The organism is Variovorax sp. ZS18.2.2, assembly GCF_024701975.1.
Taxonomy (GTDB): Bacteria; Pseudomonadota; Gammaproteobacteria; order Burkholderiales; family Burkholderiaceae_C; genus Variovorax.
Map to the genome: position 1 here is coordinate 1,222,628 of NZ_JANLNM010000001.1, position 14,193 is coordinate 1,236,820.

The 14,193-nt window shown below is 65.5% G+C and carries 11 protein-coding genes and 3 tRNA genes; 9 read left to right on the forward strand and 5 right to left on the reverse strand.

Translation table 11 applies throughout. The annotated features are described in order from the left end of the window. The first annotated feature begins 10 nt into the window (after positions 1-10). The 5 genes from NU688_RS05820 to rimO all read left to right on the forward strand — a co-directional run bounded on the left by NU688_RS05820 (position 11) and on the right by rimO (position 5,032). Positions 11-2,251 (forward strand): bifunctional (p)ppGpp synthetase/guanosine-3',5'-bis(diphosphate) 3'-pyrophosphohydrolase, encoded by a 2,241-nt coding sequence (locus NU688_RS05820; protein ID WP_374684619.1) that lies wholly within the window; start codon positions 11-13, stop codon positions 2,249-2,251. Between the two features lie 48 nt (positions 2,252-2,299). Beyond that, positions 2,300-2,376: transfer RNA gene (locus tag NU688_RS05825), tRNA-Val, on the forward strand. Between the two features lie 171 nt (positions 2,377-2,547). Then, entirely contained in the window at positions 2,548-2,916 is a 369-nt protein-coding gene (locus tag NU688_RS05830) for a hypothetical protein (protein ID WP_257859576.1), read from the forward strand. A gap of 70 nt (positions 2,917-2,986) precedes the next feature. Further along, complete coding sequence (gene phaR, locus NU688_RS05835) at positions 2,987-3,547, forward strand: polyhydroxyalkanoate synthesis repressor PhaR (RefSeq protein WP_013541748.1); 561 nt, start codon at positions 2,987-2,989, stop codon at positions 3,545-3,547. Between the two features lie 78 nt (positions 3,548-3,625). After that, positions 3,626-5,032, forward strand: a complete 1,407-nt coding sequence (rimO, locus tag NU688_RS05840) for a 30S ribosomal protein S12 methylthiotransferase RimO (RefSeq protein ID WP_257859577.1) — start codon at positions 3,626-3,628, stop codon at positions 5,030-5,032. A gap of 78 nt (positions 5,033-5,110) precedes the next feature. On the opposite strand, the gene NU688_RS05845 is transcribed toward rimO, so the two are convergent. Beyond that, positions 5,111-5,195, reverse strand: a tRNA-Leu gene (locus NU688_RS05845). Between the two features lie 188 nt (positions 5,196-5,383). Further along, a tRNA-Leu gene (locus NU688_RS05850) sits at positions 5,384-5,468 on the reverse strand. A gap of 81 nt (positions 5,469-5,549) precedes the next feature. Between NU688_RS05850 and rnr the strand changes: the two genes are divergently transcribed. Both rnr and NU688_RS05860 read left to right on the forward strand, forming a co-directional pair. Continuing rightward, on the forward strand, positions 5,550-7,820 hold the full coding sequence (gene rnr, locus NU688_RS05855) for a ribonuclease R (RefSeq protein ID WP_374684620.1): 2,271 nt from the start codon (positions 5,550-5,552) through the stop codon (positions 7,818-7,820). 48 nt (positions 7,821-7,868) lie between these two features. Continuing rightward, positions 7,869-8,636 carry an SDR family oxidoreductase gene (locus NU688_RS05860; RefSeq protein ID WP_257859578.1) on the forward strand — a complete coding sequence of 256 codons (768 nt, stop codon included), beginning with the start codon at positions 7,869-7,871 and terminating at the stop codon, positions 8,634-8,636. Between the two features lie 7 nt (positions 8,637-8,643). On the opposite strand, the gene NU688_RS05865 is transcribed toward NU688_RS05860, so the two are convergent. After that, the gene (locus tag NU688_RS05865) at positions 8,644-10,104 is read right to left on the reverse strand and encodes an NAD(P)H-hydrate dehydratase (protein WP_257859579.1); all 1,461 of its coding nucleotides are present in this window, start codon (positions 10,102-10,104) and stop codon (positions 8,644-8,646) included. Positions 10,105-10,134: 30 nt separating this feature from the next. Between NU688_RS05865 and NU688_RS05870 the strand changes: the two genes are divergently transcribed. Next, positions 10,135-10,563, forward strand: coding sequence for a hypothetical protein (locus tag NU688_RS05870; RefSeq protein WP_257859580.1), 429 nt, complete (start codon positions 10,135-10,137; stop codon positions 10,561-10,563). On the opposite strand, the gene NU688_RS05875 is transcribed toward NU688_RS05870, so the two are convergent. Both NU688_RS05875 and NU688_RS05880 read right to left on the reverse strand, forming a co-directional pair. Continuing rightward, a complete protein-coding gene (locus tag NU688_RS05875; protein WP_257859581.1) occupies positions 10,553-11,806 on the reverse strand; it encodes a D-amino acid dehydrogenase in 1,254 nt (417 codons plus the stop codon). The genes NU688_RS05870 and NU688_RS05875 overlap by 11 nt on opposite strands. A 53-nt stretch (positions 11,807-11,859) precedes the next feature. Next, positions 11,860-13,209, reverse strand: coding sequence for an amidase (locus NU688_RS05880; RefSeq protein ID WP_257859582.1), 1,350 nt, complete (start codon positions 13,207-13,209; stop codon positions 11,860-11,862). Between the two features lie 212 nt (positions 13,210-13,421). Here NU688_RS05880 and rpsB point away from each other — a divergent pair, with 212 nt between their 5' ends. Continuing rightward, entirely contained in the window at positions 13,422-14,177 is a 756-nt protein-coding gene (gene rpsB, locus NU688_RS05885) for a 30S ribosomal protein S2 (RefSeq protein WP_013541740.1), read from the forward strand. Positions 14,178-14,193 lie beyond the last annotated feature (16 nt).

Consider the following 14,193-nt stretch of genomic DNA (forward strand, 5'->3'; position numbering starts at 1 on the left):
GTGAAGCAGCGTGAAGCGCGAGTCCTCGAGCCTGCAGACGGCACCCCTGTCCGATACCGCCGTGGTCGACTATCCGTTGTCCGCGGCAACGGCCGACCGCACGCCGGTGATCGAGAACATGCTCGCCCGCGCGCGCGCGTTCGCCGAGCCGCTGATCGCCGATGAAAAGCTCGACACCGGCGAGAACACGCTGGCGCATGCCGATGCGGTGGCCGCCATCGTCGCGAAGATGGGCGGCTCCGAGGCGATGCAGGCGGCGAGCTATCTGGTCTATTCGTGCCAGCACCTGAACCGGCCGCAGGAGGTGATCGCCAAGGTGTTCGGTGACAACTTCGCGGCGCTCGCGGTCGAGACCACCAAGCTGGTCCGTGTGCAGGAGCAGGCCCGCTCGGCGTCGCAGGGACATCACGTCGAAGGCGCCGGTGCGCAGACCGAGAACGTGCGCAAGATGCTGCTGGCGTTCTCGCGCGATCTGCGCGTCGTGATGCTGCGACTTGCCTCTCGCCTGCAGACCTTGCGCCATGCGGCAGCGAGCAAGCAGCCGGCGCCCGAGAGCGTGGCGCGCGAATCGCTGCAGGTGTTTGCGCCGCTGGCCAATCGCCTGGGCATCTGGCAGGTGAAGTGGGAGATCGAGGATCTTTCGTTCCGCTTCATCGAGCCTGAAACCTACAAGCTGATTGCGCGCCTGCTCGACGAGAAGCGCATCGAACGCGAAGGCCACGTCGAGCAATTGCGCTCCGAACTCGAACGCGAACTGCAGGCCGAGGGCGTGCACGCCACGGTGCAGGGGCGGCCCAAGAACATCTACAGCATCGTGAAAAAGATGCGCGGCAAGTCTCTCGACTTCGCGCAGGTGTTCGACATCCTCGCGCTGCGCGTGGTGGTGGCGGACGTGAAGGACTGCTATGCGGCGCTGGCCTGGGTGCACACGCATTTCCAGCCGATCGACGAGGAGTTCGACGACTACATCGCGCGGCCCAAGCCGAACGGCTACCAGTCGCTGCACACCGTGGTGCGCGAGCTGGTCGATGGCAAGCCGGGCAAGCCGATCGAGATTCAGATCCGCACTGAAGAGATGCACGATCACGCCGAGCATGGCGTGGCGGCGCATTGGGCCTACAAGGAAGCAGGGCACAAAGGCTATGCGGGCGTCTGGGCGAGTGGCGAGTACGACGCGAAGATTGCGGTGCTGCGTCAGCTGCTGGCTTGGGAGCGCGATCTCTCGGGTGGCTTGCAGGGGCAAGGCCTGTTCGACGACCGCATCTATGTGCTGACGCCCGATGCGGCCATCGTCGAGTTGCCGCAGGGCGCGACGCCGGTGGACTTTGCCTATACGGTGCACACCACGCTGGGCCATCGCTGCCGCGGTGCGCGTGTCGATGGCGCGATGGTGCCGCTCAACACGCCGCTGTCGAATGGGCAGACGGTCGAGATCATCGCGGCCAAGGAGGGCGGCCCATCGCGCGATTGGCTCAATGCCGAACTGGGTTATCTGGCGAGTCACCGTGCACGCGCCAAGGTGCGCGCATGGTTCAACGCGCAGATCACGCACGAGACCGTGGCGCGCGGACGCGAGGCCGTCGAGAAGCTGCTGCAGCGCGAAGGCAAGACGGCCATGCGGCTCGAGGACCTGGCTTCGCAGCTCGGCTTCAAGTCGGCGGACCATCTGTTCGAGGTGGTGGGCAAGGACGAGTTTTCTCTGCGCAACATCGAGACGTTGCTGCGTCCACCGGAGCCGGCGCCCAATCCCGACGACGGCGTGCAGATCAAGAAGGCGCGCGGCAGCGAGAAGTCCGGCAAGGGCGGCGTGCTGGTGGTGGGCGTGTCGTCGCTGATGACGCAGCTTGCCAAGTGCTGCAAGCCTGCGCCGCCCGATGCCATCAGCGGCTTCGTGACGCGCGGCCACGGCGTCAGCGTGCACCGCAGCGATTGCAGCAACTTCCGCATGATGGCCACGCGCGATGGCGAGCGTGTGATCGATGTCGAATGGGGCGCGGCGAAGAAGGGCGGCGATGCGCCGGTGTACGCGGTCGACGTCGCTGTCGAGGCCGCCGATCGTCAAGGCCTGCTGCGTGACATCTCCGATGTGTTCGCCCGGGAGAAGATGAACGTGATCGGCGTGCAGACGCAGTCGGTGAAGGGCACGGCATGGATGACGTTCACTGTGGAAATCGCCGATGCTGCACGGCTGACGCAGGTGCTCGGCATCGCCACTGCAGTTGTTGGTGTGCGATCTGCACGTCGCCGCTAAAAAGCGTGTTTTCTCCTGCTACAATAGCTGCTTCTCGGACACATCCTTAGGCGCGTAGCTCAGCTGGTTAGAGCACCACCTTGACATGGTGGGGGTCGTTGGTTCGAGTCCAATCGCGCCTACCAATTTCTGTTTCAACTTCCGGCCAACCACCGGATCTGTTGAGCAGAGCTTTCACCGGGTTCCCCGGTGTTTCAATCGTCCCTTGTGGTGATGCAGAAAAAGACCATGGCCATGTTGTTGTGCTACCTTGGCCGTTCTGCAATCCCATCTCCAATTTCTTGACAAGCGATCCGATGAATACGCGATCAACGCTGGTTGATCGGGCTCATGCCGACCTGCGCGTTGCCGCGCTGTTGCGGCAGGCTCCCATCGAGTTTGCGCGCGCGGTCTATGGCATCAGCGACCATGCGGGCGGCCGCACCGACACCATGGCAGCGCGCGAAGTGGCGCGGGCCCTGCGGCAAGGCGTGGCGGTGACTGAAGAGCGCGCCGAGCAGCGCGCCCGCGCCTATTTGCCGACCGTGGGGCAGGAGCACTGCCCGCGTTGCTGGGTGGTCTATGGCCACAAGAGCCCGCTTCGCTTTCGCGAGGCGACCGAAGAACGCCCCGAAACAGCCGCCTGCCACGCATGCGGCGCCGAGTACGCGACATCGCGGGGCTGAAGTGCAGCGCGCGGTCAGGGTAAACCTTGTCGCGATGCAGCAAAACCGCTCCCTAGAATCATCCGATGACATGGGCGTCCATGTGAAGGAGTCCGCAGTGCAGAGCAAGAAGTCCGGGGTCAAACCGGTACAGCGTGTGATCAAGAAGTACCCCAACCGAAGGCTCTACGACACCGAGACATCCACGTACATCACGCTGACCGAGGTGAAGCAGCTGGTCATCCAGAATGCCCAGTTCGTGGTGCGCGATGCCAAGACCGGCGACGACCTCACGCGCAGCATCCTGTTGCAGATCATCCTGGAAGAAGAGGCGGGTGGGGCGCCGATGTTCACCGAGCAGGTGCTCGCCAACATCATCCGTTTCTACGGCCAGGCGATGCAGGGCTACATGGGCCCGTACCTCGAGAAGAACATCCAGGCCATGACTGAAGTGCAGGCCCAACTCGCCGACAAGGCTGAGGGCCTGACGCCCGAGATGTGGTCGAAATTCATGACCATGCAGTCGCCGATGCTCCAGGGCCTCATGGGCAACTACGTCGAACAATCCAAGAATGTCTTCCTGCAGATGCAGGAGCAGATGCAGAAAAACACCGAGCAGGTGCTGGGGGCCTTTGGCATCAAGCGTCCCTGAGCGCCTTCGGGCCGCACCAAGGCGGGGCTTGCCCAATGATTGCCCGGCTGTCACCGATAGCTGGGACAATAGAGGGATATGAGCGAAGTTGCCTCCCCCGAACGAACGACCACGTCGACCGCCCCCAAGGTCGGCTTTGTGAGCCTTGGCTGCCCCAAGGCCTTGACCGATTCCGAATTGATCCTGACCCGGCTGAGCGCCGAGGGTTACCAGACCTCCAAGACTTTCGAAGGTGCCGATCTGGTGATCGTCAACACCTGCGGTTTCATCGACGATGCCGTGAAGGAAAGCCTGGACACCATCGGTGAAGCGCTGGCCGAGAACGGCCGCGTGATCGTCACCGGCTGCCTGGGCGCCAAGACCGGCGACCAGGGTGGCAACCTGGTGCGCCAGATGCACCCGAGCGTGCTGGCGGTCACGGGCCCGCACGCCACCCAAGAGGTGATGGATGCGGTACATGCCAACCTGCCCAAGCCGCACGATCCGTTCATCGACCTGGTGCCGAATGCCTTCGGCATCGCCGGCCTCAAGCTGACGCCGCGCCACTACGCCTATCTGAAGATCAGCGAAGGCTGCAATCACCGTTGCACCTTCTGCATCATCCCTTCGATGCGCGGCGACCTCGTGTCGCGGCCGGTGGGCGATGTGCTCGGCGAGGCCAAGGCCTTGTTCGAAGGCGGCGTGAAAGAACTGCTGGTGATCAGCCAGGACACCTCCGCCTACGGCGTCGACGTGAAGTACCGCACCGGCTTCTGGGACGGCAAGCCGGTCAAGACCCGCATGCTCGAGCTGGTGCGCACGCTCGGCGAAATTGCCGAGCCTTACGGCGCGTGGGTTCGCCTGCACTACGTGTATCCCTACCCGAGCGTCGACGAAATCATCCCGTTGATGGCGAGCGGCCAGGTGCTGCCTTACCTCGACGTGCCACTGCAGCACAGCCACCCCGATGTGCTCAAGCGCATGAAGCGTCCTGCGAGCGGCGAGAAGAACCTGGAGCGGCTCGCGCGTTGGCGCGAGGTGTGCCCGGAGCTCGTGATCCGCAGCACCTTCATTGCCGGCTTCCCTGGCGAGACTGAGCAGGAGTTCGAGCATCTGCTCGACTTCATCCGCGAGGCCGAGATCGATCGCGCCGGTTGCTTTGCCTACAGCCCTGTCGAGGGCGCCACCGCCAACGACATCCCGGGCATGCTGCCCGAGGCGGAGCGCGAAGCGCGTCGCGCCCGCTTCATGGAGGTGGCTGAAGCCGTGTCGATCACCAAGCTGCAGCGCCGCATCGGCGCGACCATGCAGGTGCTGGTCGATTCCGCGCCCGGCATGGGTCGCAAGGGCGGTGTGGGCCGCACCTACGCCGATGCGCCGGAGATCGACGGCACCGTGCGGCTGCTGCCGCCCGAGAAGATCAGCAAGACGCTGAAGGTCGGTGAGTTCACTCGCGCACGTATCGTGGGCGCCGAGGGGCATGACCTGATCGCATTGCCGGTTTGATGATTCGAACAGGCAAGAAAAAAGCCACCGGATGCCGGTGGCTTCATTCGAAAGACCTGGTAGGGGTCTGCTTGACTTTGGTGCCCAGAAGAGGACTCGAACCTCCACGATGTTACTCGCTAGTACCTGAAACTAGTGCGTCTACCAATTCCGCCATCTGGGCCTCATACCTGCCGGAGCAGTTATGCGGTGCTCTTCAGGAAAGCCCACGAGTATACCAAATCGGATGCAGCCATTTCGCCGCGCTGAAGAAGTTCGTGGGTCGCTCGATGCTGAATCGAGCGGGCAAGAAAAAAGCCACCGGAGACCGGTGGCTTGAATCGAAAGACCCGGTGAGGGTCTGTTTAAACTTGGTGCCCAGAAGAGGACTCGAACCTCCACGATGTTACTCGCTAGTACCTGAAACTAGTGCGTCTACCAATTCCGCCATCTGGGCCCACATACCTGCAAAAGCAAGTACGTTTTGAATTTCAGGAAAGAAGGAGATCATATCAAAAATAATGTCAATTCCAGCGGCTTGCTGGACGAATTCGAAGGCACTGTTCAAGGACATCGCGACGGTCACGGCTTCGTGCAACGCGATGACGGCGAGGCAGACATCTACCTGCCCCCGAACGAGATGCGCGCGGTGTTGCACAAGGACCGCGTCAAGGCGCGCGTCGTGCGGCAGGACCGCCGCGGTCGTCCCGAAGGACGCGTGGTCGAAATCGTCGAGCGTCCGGAGCAGCCGATCATCGGCCGCCTGTTGCACGAAGGCGGCATCTGGCTCGTAGCCCCTGAAGACAAGCGCTATGGGCAGGACGTCCTGATTCCCAAGGGTGCGACCGGTCCCGCCAAGGTGGGCCAGGTGGTCGTGGTGCAGCTCACCGAGCCGCCGGCCCTGTTCGGCCAGCCCGTGGGCCGCGTGAGAGAAGTGCTGGGCGAGATCGACGACCCCGGCATGGAGATCGAGATCGCCGTGCGCAAGTACGGCGTGCCGCATGAGTTTTCCGCGGAGTGCTTGGTCGAAGCCAAGGCCTTGCCCGAGAAGGTTCGCCCCGCCGACAAGAAGGGCCGCGTCGACCTCACCGACATCCCGCTCGTCACCATCGATGGCGAAGACGCCCGCGACTTCGACGACGCTGTGTACTGCGAGCCCGCCAAAGTAGGCCGTGGAAAGGGCTGGCGATTGCTGGTCGCGATTGCCGACGTCAGCGCCTATGTGCGGACCGGTTCGGCGATTGACATCGACGCGTACGACCGCGCCACCAGCGTCTACTTTCCGCGTCGCGTCATCCCGATGCTGCCCGAGAAGCTCTCGAACGGCCTGTGCTCGCTGAACCCCGAGGTCGAGCGCCTGTGCATGGTGTGCGACATGCTTGTGGCTGCCGATGGCGAGATCTACGCGTACCAGTTCTATCCGGCCGTGATGTTCAGCCACGCGCGTTTCACGTACACCGAAGTGGCCGCGATCCTTGGTAACACGCGTGGCCCCGAAGCTGCGAAACGCAAGGACCGCGTCAAGGACCTGTTGAACCTCGCCGACGTCTACAAGGCTCTGCTCAAGCAGCGCGGCAAGCGCGGCGCGGTCGACTTCGAAACTACCGAGACGCAGATCATCTGCGACGACGCCGGCCGCATCGAGAAGATCGTGCCGCGCACGCGCAACGAGGCGCACCGCCTCATCGAAGAAGCGATGCTCGCGGCCAACGTGTGCAGCGCCGACTTCATCGCCGAAGGCAAGCATCCGGGCCTGTTCCGCGTGCACGAAGGTCCGACGCCGGAGAAAAAAGAAATCCTGCGCGGCTACCTCAAGGCCATGGGCGTGGGCCTCACCATCACCGACGATCCGAAGCCCGGCGAGTTCCAGGCCATCGCCGAAGCCACCAAGGAGCGCCCCGACGCGCAGCAGATCCACACCATGCTGCTGCGCTCGATGCAGCAGGCGATCTACACGCCGTTCAACAGCGGTCACTTCGGCCTGGCCTACGAGGCGTACACGCATTTCACGAGCCCGATCCGTCGCTACCCCGACCTGCTGGTGCACCGCGTGATCAAGGCGATCCTCACGAAGACGCGCTACCAGCTGCCGATGCTGCCGACGCCGGGCGAGGCGCATGCCAAGCTGGCCAAGCGCCTGGCCTCGCGTGTGAAAGCGCCGACGAGCAAGCCGCAGAAGGCGACCATTGCGCCCAGCAAGGAAGTGCTGGCCTGGGAAGCCGCGGGCCTGCATTGCAGCGCCAACGAACGTCGCGCCGATGAAGCCAGCCGCGACGTCGAGGCCTGGCTCAAGTGCAAGTACATGCGCGAACACTTGGGCGAGGAATACGGCGGCGTGGTCACCGCGGCCACCACCTTCGGCATCTTCGTCACGCTCGACGCGATGTACGTCGAGGGCCTGGTGCACATCACCGAACTCGGTGGCGAGTACTTCAAGTTCGACGAGATGCGCCAGGAGCTGCGCGGCGAGCGCACCGGCATCCGCTATGCCATCGGCACGCGCGTGCGGGTGCAGGTGAGCCGCGTCGACCTGGACGGCCGCAAGATCGACTTCCGTCTCGTGCGCGAAGGCGAAGACCTGACGGCGCGCGCCATGAAGGACAAGGGTGCCGCATCCGGCGGTGTGCCGGTCAAGGCGTCGGCCAAGCGCGGTTCGCGCCACAAGGCGGAGGCGGCTACCAGCGACCAGCGGGTCGAGCGCAGCACGGCTGCCGTTGCCGCCGGACCGCAGTCGGCGATGCAGGCCTTCAAGTCGGCGGTCAAGAAGGCCGCCAACAAGATGAAGGGGCGCAAGCCCCGCCGCGGATGACCCCCTGAAAACCGATACGACAGACAAGCCGAGAAGGAGACATTGAACATGAGCGTTGAAAGCAACAACAAGGGCCGCATCGCGATCGTCACGGGCGCGGGTTCCGGCATCGGCCGGGCCGCCGCGCTGGCGCTGCTGGGCGATGGCTGGAGCGTGGCCCTCGCAGGCCGTCGCCTCGAGCCGCTGGAGCAGGTGGCCGAGGAGTCGGGCGCCGGTGCGCGCGCCTTCGCGGTGCCGACCGATGTGTCGAACGCCGAATCGGTGCAGTCGCTCTTCGCCGCCACGGTGGAGCGCTTCGGTCGCGTCGACCTGCTGTTCAACAACGCCGGCGTGGGCAACCCGCCGGGCCCGTTCGAGGACTGGACGCCTGCGCAGTGGCAGGGTGTGGTCGACATCAACCTCTCCGGCATGTTTTTCTGCATCCAGCAGGCGTTCCGCACGATGAAGGCGCAGGTGCCGATGGGCGGTCGCATCATCAACAACGGCTCCATCTCGGCCACCGCGCCGCGTCCGAATTCGATTGCGTACACGGCAACCAAGCATGCGGTCGAAGGGTTGACCAAGACCGCATCGCTCGATGGCCGCAAGTACGACATTGCCGTAGGCCAGGTCGACGTGGGCAACGCAATGACCGAGCTGGCTGCGCGCATGGCCAAGGGCGTGCCGCAAGCGAACGGTGAACTCGCGATCGAGCCGCTGATCGACGTCAAGATCGTGGGCCAGTCGGTGCTCTACATGGCGAACCTGCCGTTGGAAGCCAACGTGCTCTTCCACACCATCATGGCGACGAAGATGCCCTTCGTCGGGCGCGGCTAAAGCGCTGTCAGAAGGGCGCCTGGCGCGCGAGCGTGCTGGCCGTGAGCGGGGCCGCATTGGCCGGCCATGTGTCGGCGATGTGGCCGTGTCGCCAGACGGCTTCGCATGCCGCCTCGAACGCCGGTTGCTGCGCTGCCAGCGCGGCGCCGATCATGCCGGCGAGCACATCGCCGGTTCCGGCCGTTGCGAGCCGGGCGTTGCCTGTGAGGTTGAGTACCGCCGGCGCGTCGCTGTCATCGGCGATCACCGTACCCGATCCTTTGAGTACGGCGACCACGCCGAAGCGCGATGCCAGTTGGTGCGCCGCCGCCAAACGGTCCGCCTGAATATCGCCGGCCGTGCAGCCCAGCAGACGCGCTGCTTCCAGTGGATGAGGCGTGATCACGGTCGGCCTTCCGCGCCGGGCGCGTGACGCCAGTTGCGTCTGCAACGCGCTGTCGGTTGCGATGGCGTTGAGCGCGTCGGCATCGAGCACCAGTGCAGCCGCCGTCGCCAGCACACGCGGCAGCGCCGAGCGAGCGTCCGTGCCTCCGCCGCAGCCGCAGACTGCGGTCATGCCCGAAAGGTCGAGCGTGCTGGCGTCCCGGAGCATCAACTCGGGTTGCGTTGTGTCCACCGGCGCAGCGCTGGGGTCGAGCAGCCCGACGAACACCCGGCCGGCACCCGCATGCAGCGCGGCCGATCCGGCCAGCAGTGCGGCACCTGCCATGCCCGACGCTCCCCCGATCACCGCGACATCGCCGTAGCTGCCCTTGTGCGATGCGTGGGTGCGGGCCTGCGCCTTGGGGGCGCCTGCCAGGCGGGCGGTCGATGGCTCGGCGGTGTCACCGCAGCCCAGGTCGTCGAACCACACCGTGCCTGCTGCGTCGCGGCCCTGCGCGGTGAAGAGGCCGGGCTTCAGGGTCAGGAAGGTCACGCAGAAGCGAGCCGTGTCCGCATGGGCTCCGGTGCTGCCCGACAGCACGCCCGTGTCCGCGTTCAGTCCGGACGGCACGTCGACGCTGAGCACCGGCTGGCCCGTTGTATCCATCTCCCGCAGCCATTCGGCCATGACGCCTTCGGGCGGTCGGGTCGATCCGATGCCGAGCAGCGCATCGATCGCCAGCTCGTATTCGGCCGGCGGCTTCTGCGCAAAGATGACGCTGGCGTCCCGGGCACGCTGCAGCGATGCCTTGGCATCGGGCGGCAACCGGTTCTCGTCGCCCAGGAAGGTGACGATCGGCATGAAGCCCCGGTGCTGCAATTGCGCCGCGGCTTCGAAGCCATCGCCGCCGTTGTTGCCCGGTCCGCAGGCGATCCAGATCGTGCGCGCATGCGGTGCGATCGCCATCGCGAGCCGCGCCACGGCGAGGCCGGCGCGCTGCATCAGCGTGTGGGCGGGCAGGGCGGTGGCTGCCGGCTGCTCGATGCGGCGCGTTGTCGCGATGTCGAACAGGTCGGCGACGGTGGCGGAGGTGATGCGGTGCATCGAGGCATTTTGCCGTCCTATGATCGGCGAATGAAGCTCAAGAGCCTTGGCTGGCTGCTGACCCTGCTGGTCGCGGGGATTGTCTTTTTCCTGGCGGCGACGGTGGCGTGGATCGCTGGCATGGCGTGGTCGCTCGGCTTGCTGGGCCTCGTGTGGGGCACCTTCTTGCTGGCCGAAGTGAAGCGTTGGGTCCCGTTGCGCGATGTGGCCTGGGTCGCAGGTGTCGCCTATGGCGTCGGCGTGATCCGCTGGTTCGACCTGCCGGTCGAGGGACTTTCCACCATGCAGCGTTGGCTGATGATGGGCGCTGGTCTGCTGTGCCTTGTTTTCTTTGCGCTCGTGGCGCCCGCGCTGTTGGCATGGGTTGCCCAGAAGCTCAGGCCGCCAGCGGAGCCCGACCTGCCGGTCGAACCGCCGCCGAGCCCTGAAATGCTTCGGCGGTGGGGCCCTAAAGACTGAGCCGTTCGACGCCCAGGCCTTCGAGATCGACGCCCGGGTCGCGTCCACCGATCAGGTCGCCCAGCACGCGCGCGCTGCCACATGACAGCGCCCAGCCGCTCGAGCCGTGGCCGAGGTTGAGCCACACGCCGGGAATGCCGCTGGCGCCCAGCACCGGCGGGCCGTCAGGGAGCATCGGCCGCGCGCCTTTCCATTGCTGCACGCCCGATTGCAGCGTCGCCGCGCCAGGGAACCAGTCGTGCAGCACCTTGTAGAGCGTCTGGATCGCGGCCGGATTCATCGTGTCGAGCGAGCCGCCGATCTCGGCGCTGCCGGCCACGCGCACGCGCTGGCCCAGGCGCGAGATGGCGACCTTGTAGCGCTCGTCCATCACCGCGCTGCGCGGGGCATTGAGCGGCTCGCGCACCGGCGCGCTGACCGAGTGGCCGTAGACCGGCGCGAGTGGAATCCGCAGGCCCAGCGGGCGCAGCAGCGTTGCCGAGGCCAGGCCGGCGCACACGATCACGGCGTCGAAGCGCAGCGCTTCCGAGCCGCTGGCGAGCGAGAGCGAGGTGGGCGCCGCGCGGCTCAGCGGCGCGATGTCGCAGTTGAAATGAAACTGCGCGCCGAGCGCCTCGGCCTCCCACTTGAGCAGCAGCGCGAACTGGCGGCAATTGGCGACCTCGTCTTCCGGCAGATGGATGGCGCCTGCCAGCGGCGTGTCGGCGTTGAGCGCGGGTTCGATCCGTCGGGCCTCGTCGGCATCGACTTCGCGAAACACGCTGCCGGCCGTGCGCAGCACTTCGAGGCCGGGCTGGATCAGCTTTTTCTCGCGCTTGGAGCGCAGCAGCACGAGGTAGCCGTCGCTGCGCTCGTAGCTGAGCTCGCGCGCCTCGCTCACTTCGTGCAGCCGGGTGCGGCTGTAGAAGGCCAGCCGCTGCATGCGGGCGCGGTTGGCGAGGTAGGTCTCGAGCTTGCAGGCCTTCTGCCAGCGCGACATCCAGCTGAGGTCGCGTGCGCCGAGCGGCCAGCGCAGCTTGATGGCGCCGTGCGTGGAGAGCAGCGAGCGCAGCACCTTCATGCGCATGCCCGGCGCGGCCCACGGCGTGACGTAGCCCGGCGCAATGACGCCAGCATTGGCGAAACTGGCTTCTTCGGCCGCGGCCCCGCGGCGCTCGAACACGGTCACTTCATGGCCGTCGGAGACCAGTTCCCAGGCGGTGGTGACGCCGATGATGCCGGCGCCCACGATCGCGATTTTCATTGATTGTTCAGAGGTAAAGGAGACGGCTGACGCCCGTGGAAAGGCGCGGACAGCTATTGGTTTTGCAGCGCCCGCTCCGCCTGCAGGGCGATGGCGAGCACGGCGTCATCATGCAGTGCGGCGTGCCACAGCATCAGGCCGACTGGCAATTCGCCGGCGGCATGGCAGGGCAACGAGATGGCGCAGCCGTCGAGCATGTTGACGATCGACGGATTGCGCAGCAGCAGCGCGTTGACGCGGAAGAATTCATCGTCGCGTTCTGCGCCCGGCGCCACGCTGGCGATGGACGGCGCGGTGAGGGGCACGGTCGGCGAGAGCACGGCGTCGAAGGGCGCGAGCGCTGTTTCGACGCGGGCGATCCAGGCACGGCGGGCGTTGAGCAGGTCGATGTATTCGTGCGCCTTCATCGCGGCACCGCGCAGGATGCGCTGGGCCACGCGCGGGTCGTAGCCCGCGCCGCTGCGCTCCAGCAGCAGGCGGTGCCAGGCATGCGATTCGGCCGCGGAGAAGCCACCAGTGGCGTTGATGGATTGCAGGTCGGCCAGCTCAGGCAGTTCGATTTCCTCGATACGAGCGCCCGCGGCGCGAAGCGTTTTCAATGTGCGTTCGATAGCGGCAGCCACGGCCGGCTCGATGCCGTCGAAGAAAACGTTCTTCACGACGGCCAGCTTGTAGGCGGCGAGTGGGGCCGTGCCGGCGGTCACGCGTCGGGCCGAAAGGATCTCGTGCGCGGTGATCGCGTCACGCACCGATCGCGTCATGGCGCAGACGGTGTCGAGCGTGGTCGACAGCGGCAGCGCGCCGTCGGCCGGCACCAGGCGGGCCGTGTTCTTGAAGCCGACGATGCCGTTCAGCGCCGCCGGGATGCGGATCGAGCCGCCGGTGTCGGAGCCCAGGCCGATGAAGGCGGCGCCGCTGGCCACCGAGATCGCCGCGCCGGAAGAGGAGCCCCCCGGGATGCGCGGGGTGGCCTTGTCGCTGACGTTGACCGGCGTGCCGTGATGCGGATTGGTGCCCACGCCCGAGAAGGCGAATTCGCTCATGTTGGTGCGGCCCGTGGGCACGCCGCCCGCAGCGCGGAGCCGCGCCACCGCGACGGCATCGGCCTTGGCTGCAGGCGCATGAGACAAGACGACGGACCCCGCAGGCGTCGGTTGGCCAGCGATGTCGAACAGGTCCTTGGAAGTGAAGGCGAGTCCGGCGAGTCTGCTTTCAGGATTCGCCTCGGCGGCACCCTGACGGGCCTCGTCGAACATCGTGCGGGTGAAAACGTGGGCGCAGGCCGGAGACTCGGAGATTTCGATGGCGCGCGCCATCGAGATTTCGATGGCGCGCGCCATTTCGGTGCGTGCATCGGAGCCACCTGCCTGAAGGGTGAGACGGGCGGCGTGAAGGTCGTTCATGGGTGGCTGCTGGTGCCGTGGGCGGCTCGGTTCAAGGGGGAAAGAGGGGCTGCGGCCGTGCTATACTCTTTGGGTTTCGCTGGTCGAGCGACGGCTCCCGTTGCATCCAGCCAAACACATCCGCAAACCAGCCCAATCAAGGTGTTGTGACTCCATTCGAAAGGAGCGCAAAACGGGCTGGATTTTAGACCCAACCTTTGGAGTAATTTCTAATGTCTACCACCATGCGCGAAATGCTGGAAGCCGGTGTCCATTTCGGTCACCAAACCCGCTTCTGGAACCCCAAGATGGCCCCGTTCATCTTCGGCCATCGCAACAAGATCCACATCATCAACCTGGAAAAATCGCTCCCGATGTTCCAGGACGCGATGAAGTACGCCAAGCAACTCACGGCCAACCGCGGCACGATCCTGATGGTCGGCACGAAGCGCCAGGCCCGTGAAATCGTCGCGGCAGAAGCCCGTCGCGCCGGCGTGCCTTTCGTCGACACCCGCTGGCTCGGCGGCATGCTGACCAACTTCAAGACCGTCAAGACCTCGATCAAGCGTCTGAAGGACATGAAGGCCCAGCAGGAAGCCGGCCTCGACAGCCTGAGCAAGAAGGAGCAGCTGACCTTCTCGCGCGAAATCGCGAAGCTCGAAAAGGACATCGGCGGCATCCAGGACATGGCTGCCTTGCCTGATGCCATCTTCGTGATCGACGTGGGCTTCCACAAGATCGCCGTGGCCGAAGCCAAGAAGCTGGGCATTCCGCTGATCGGCGTGGTGGACTCCAACCACTCGCCCGAAGGCATCGACTACGTGATCCCCGGCAACGACGACTCGTCCAAGGCCGTCACGCTGTACGCACGCGGCATCGCCGACGCGATCATCGAAGGCCGCAACAGCGCCGGCGGTGACGTGGTCAAGGCCATCGCCGAAGGCAGCAGCGACGAATTCGTCGAAGTCGAAGAAAGCGCTTCGGCCTGATCGGTTCTCTCGCGAG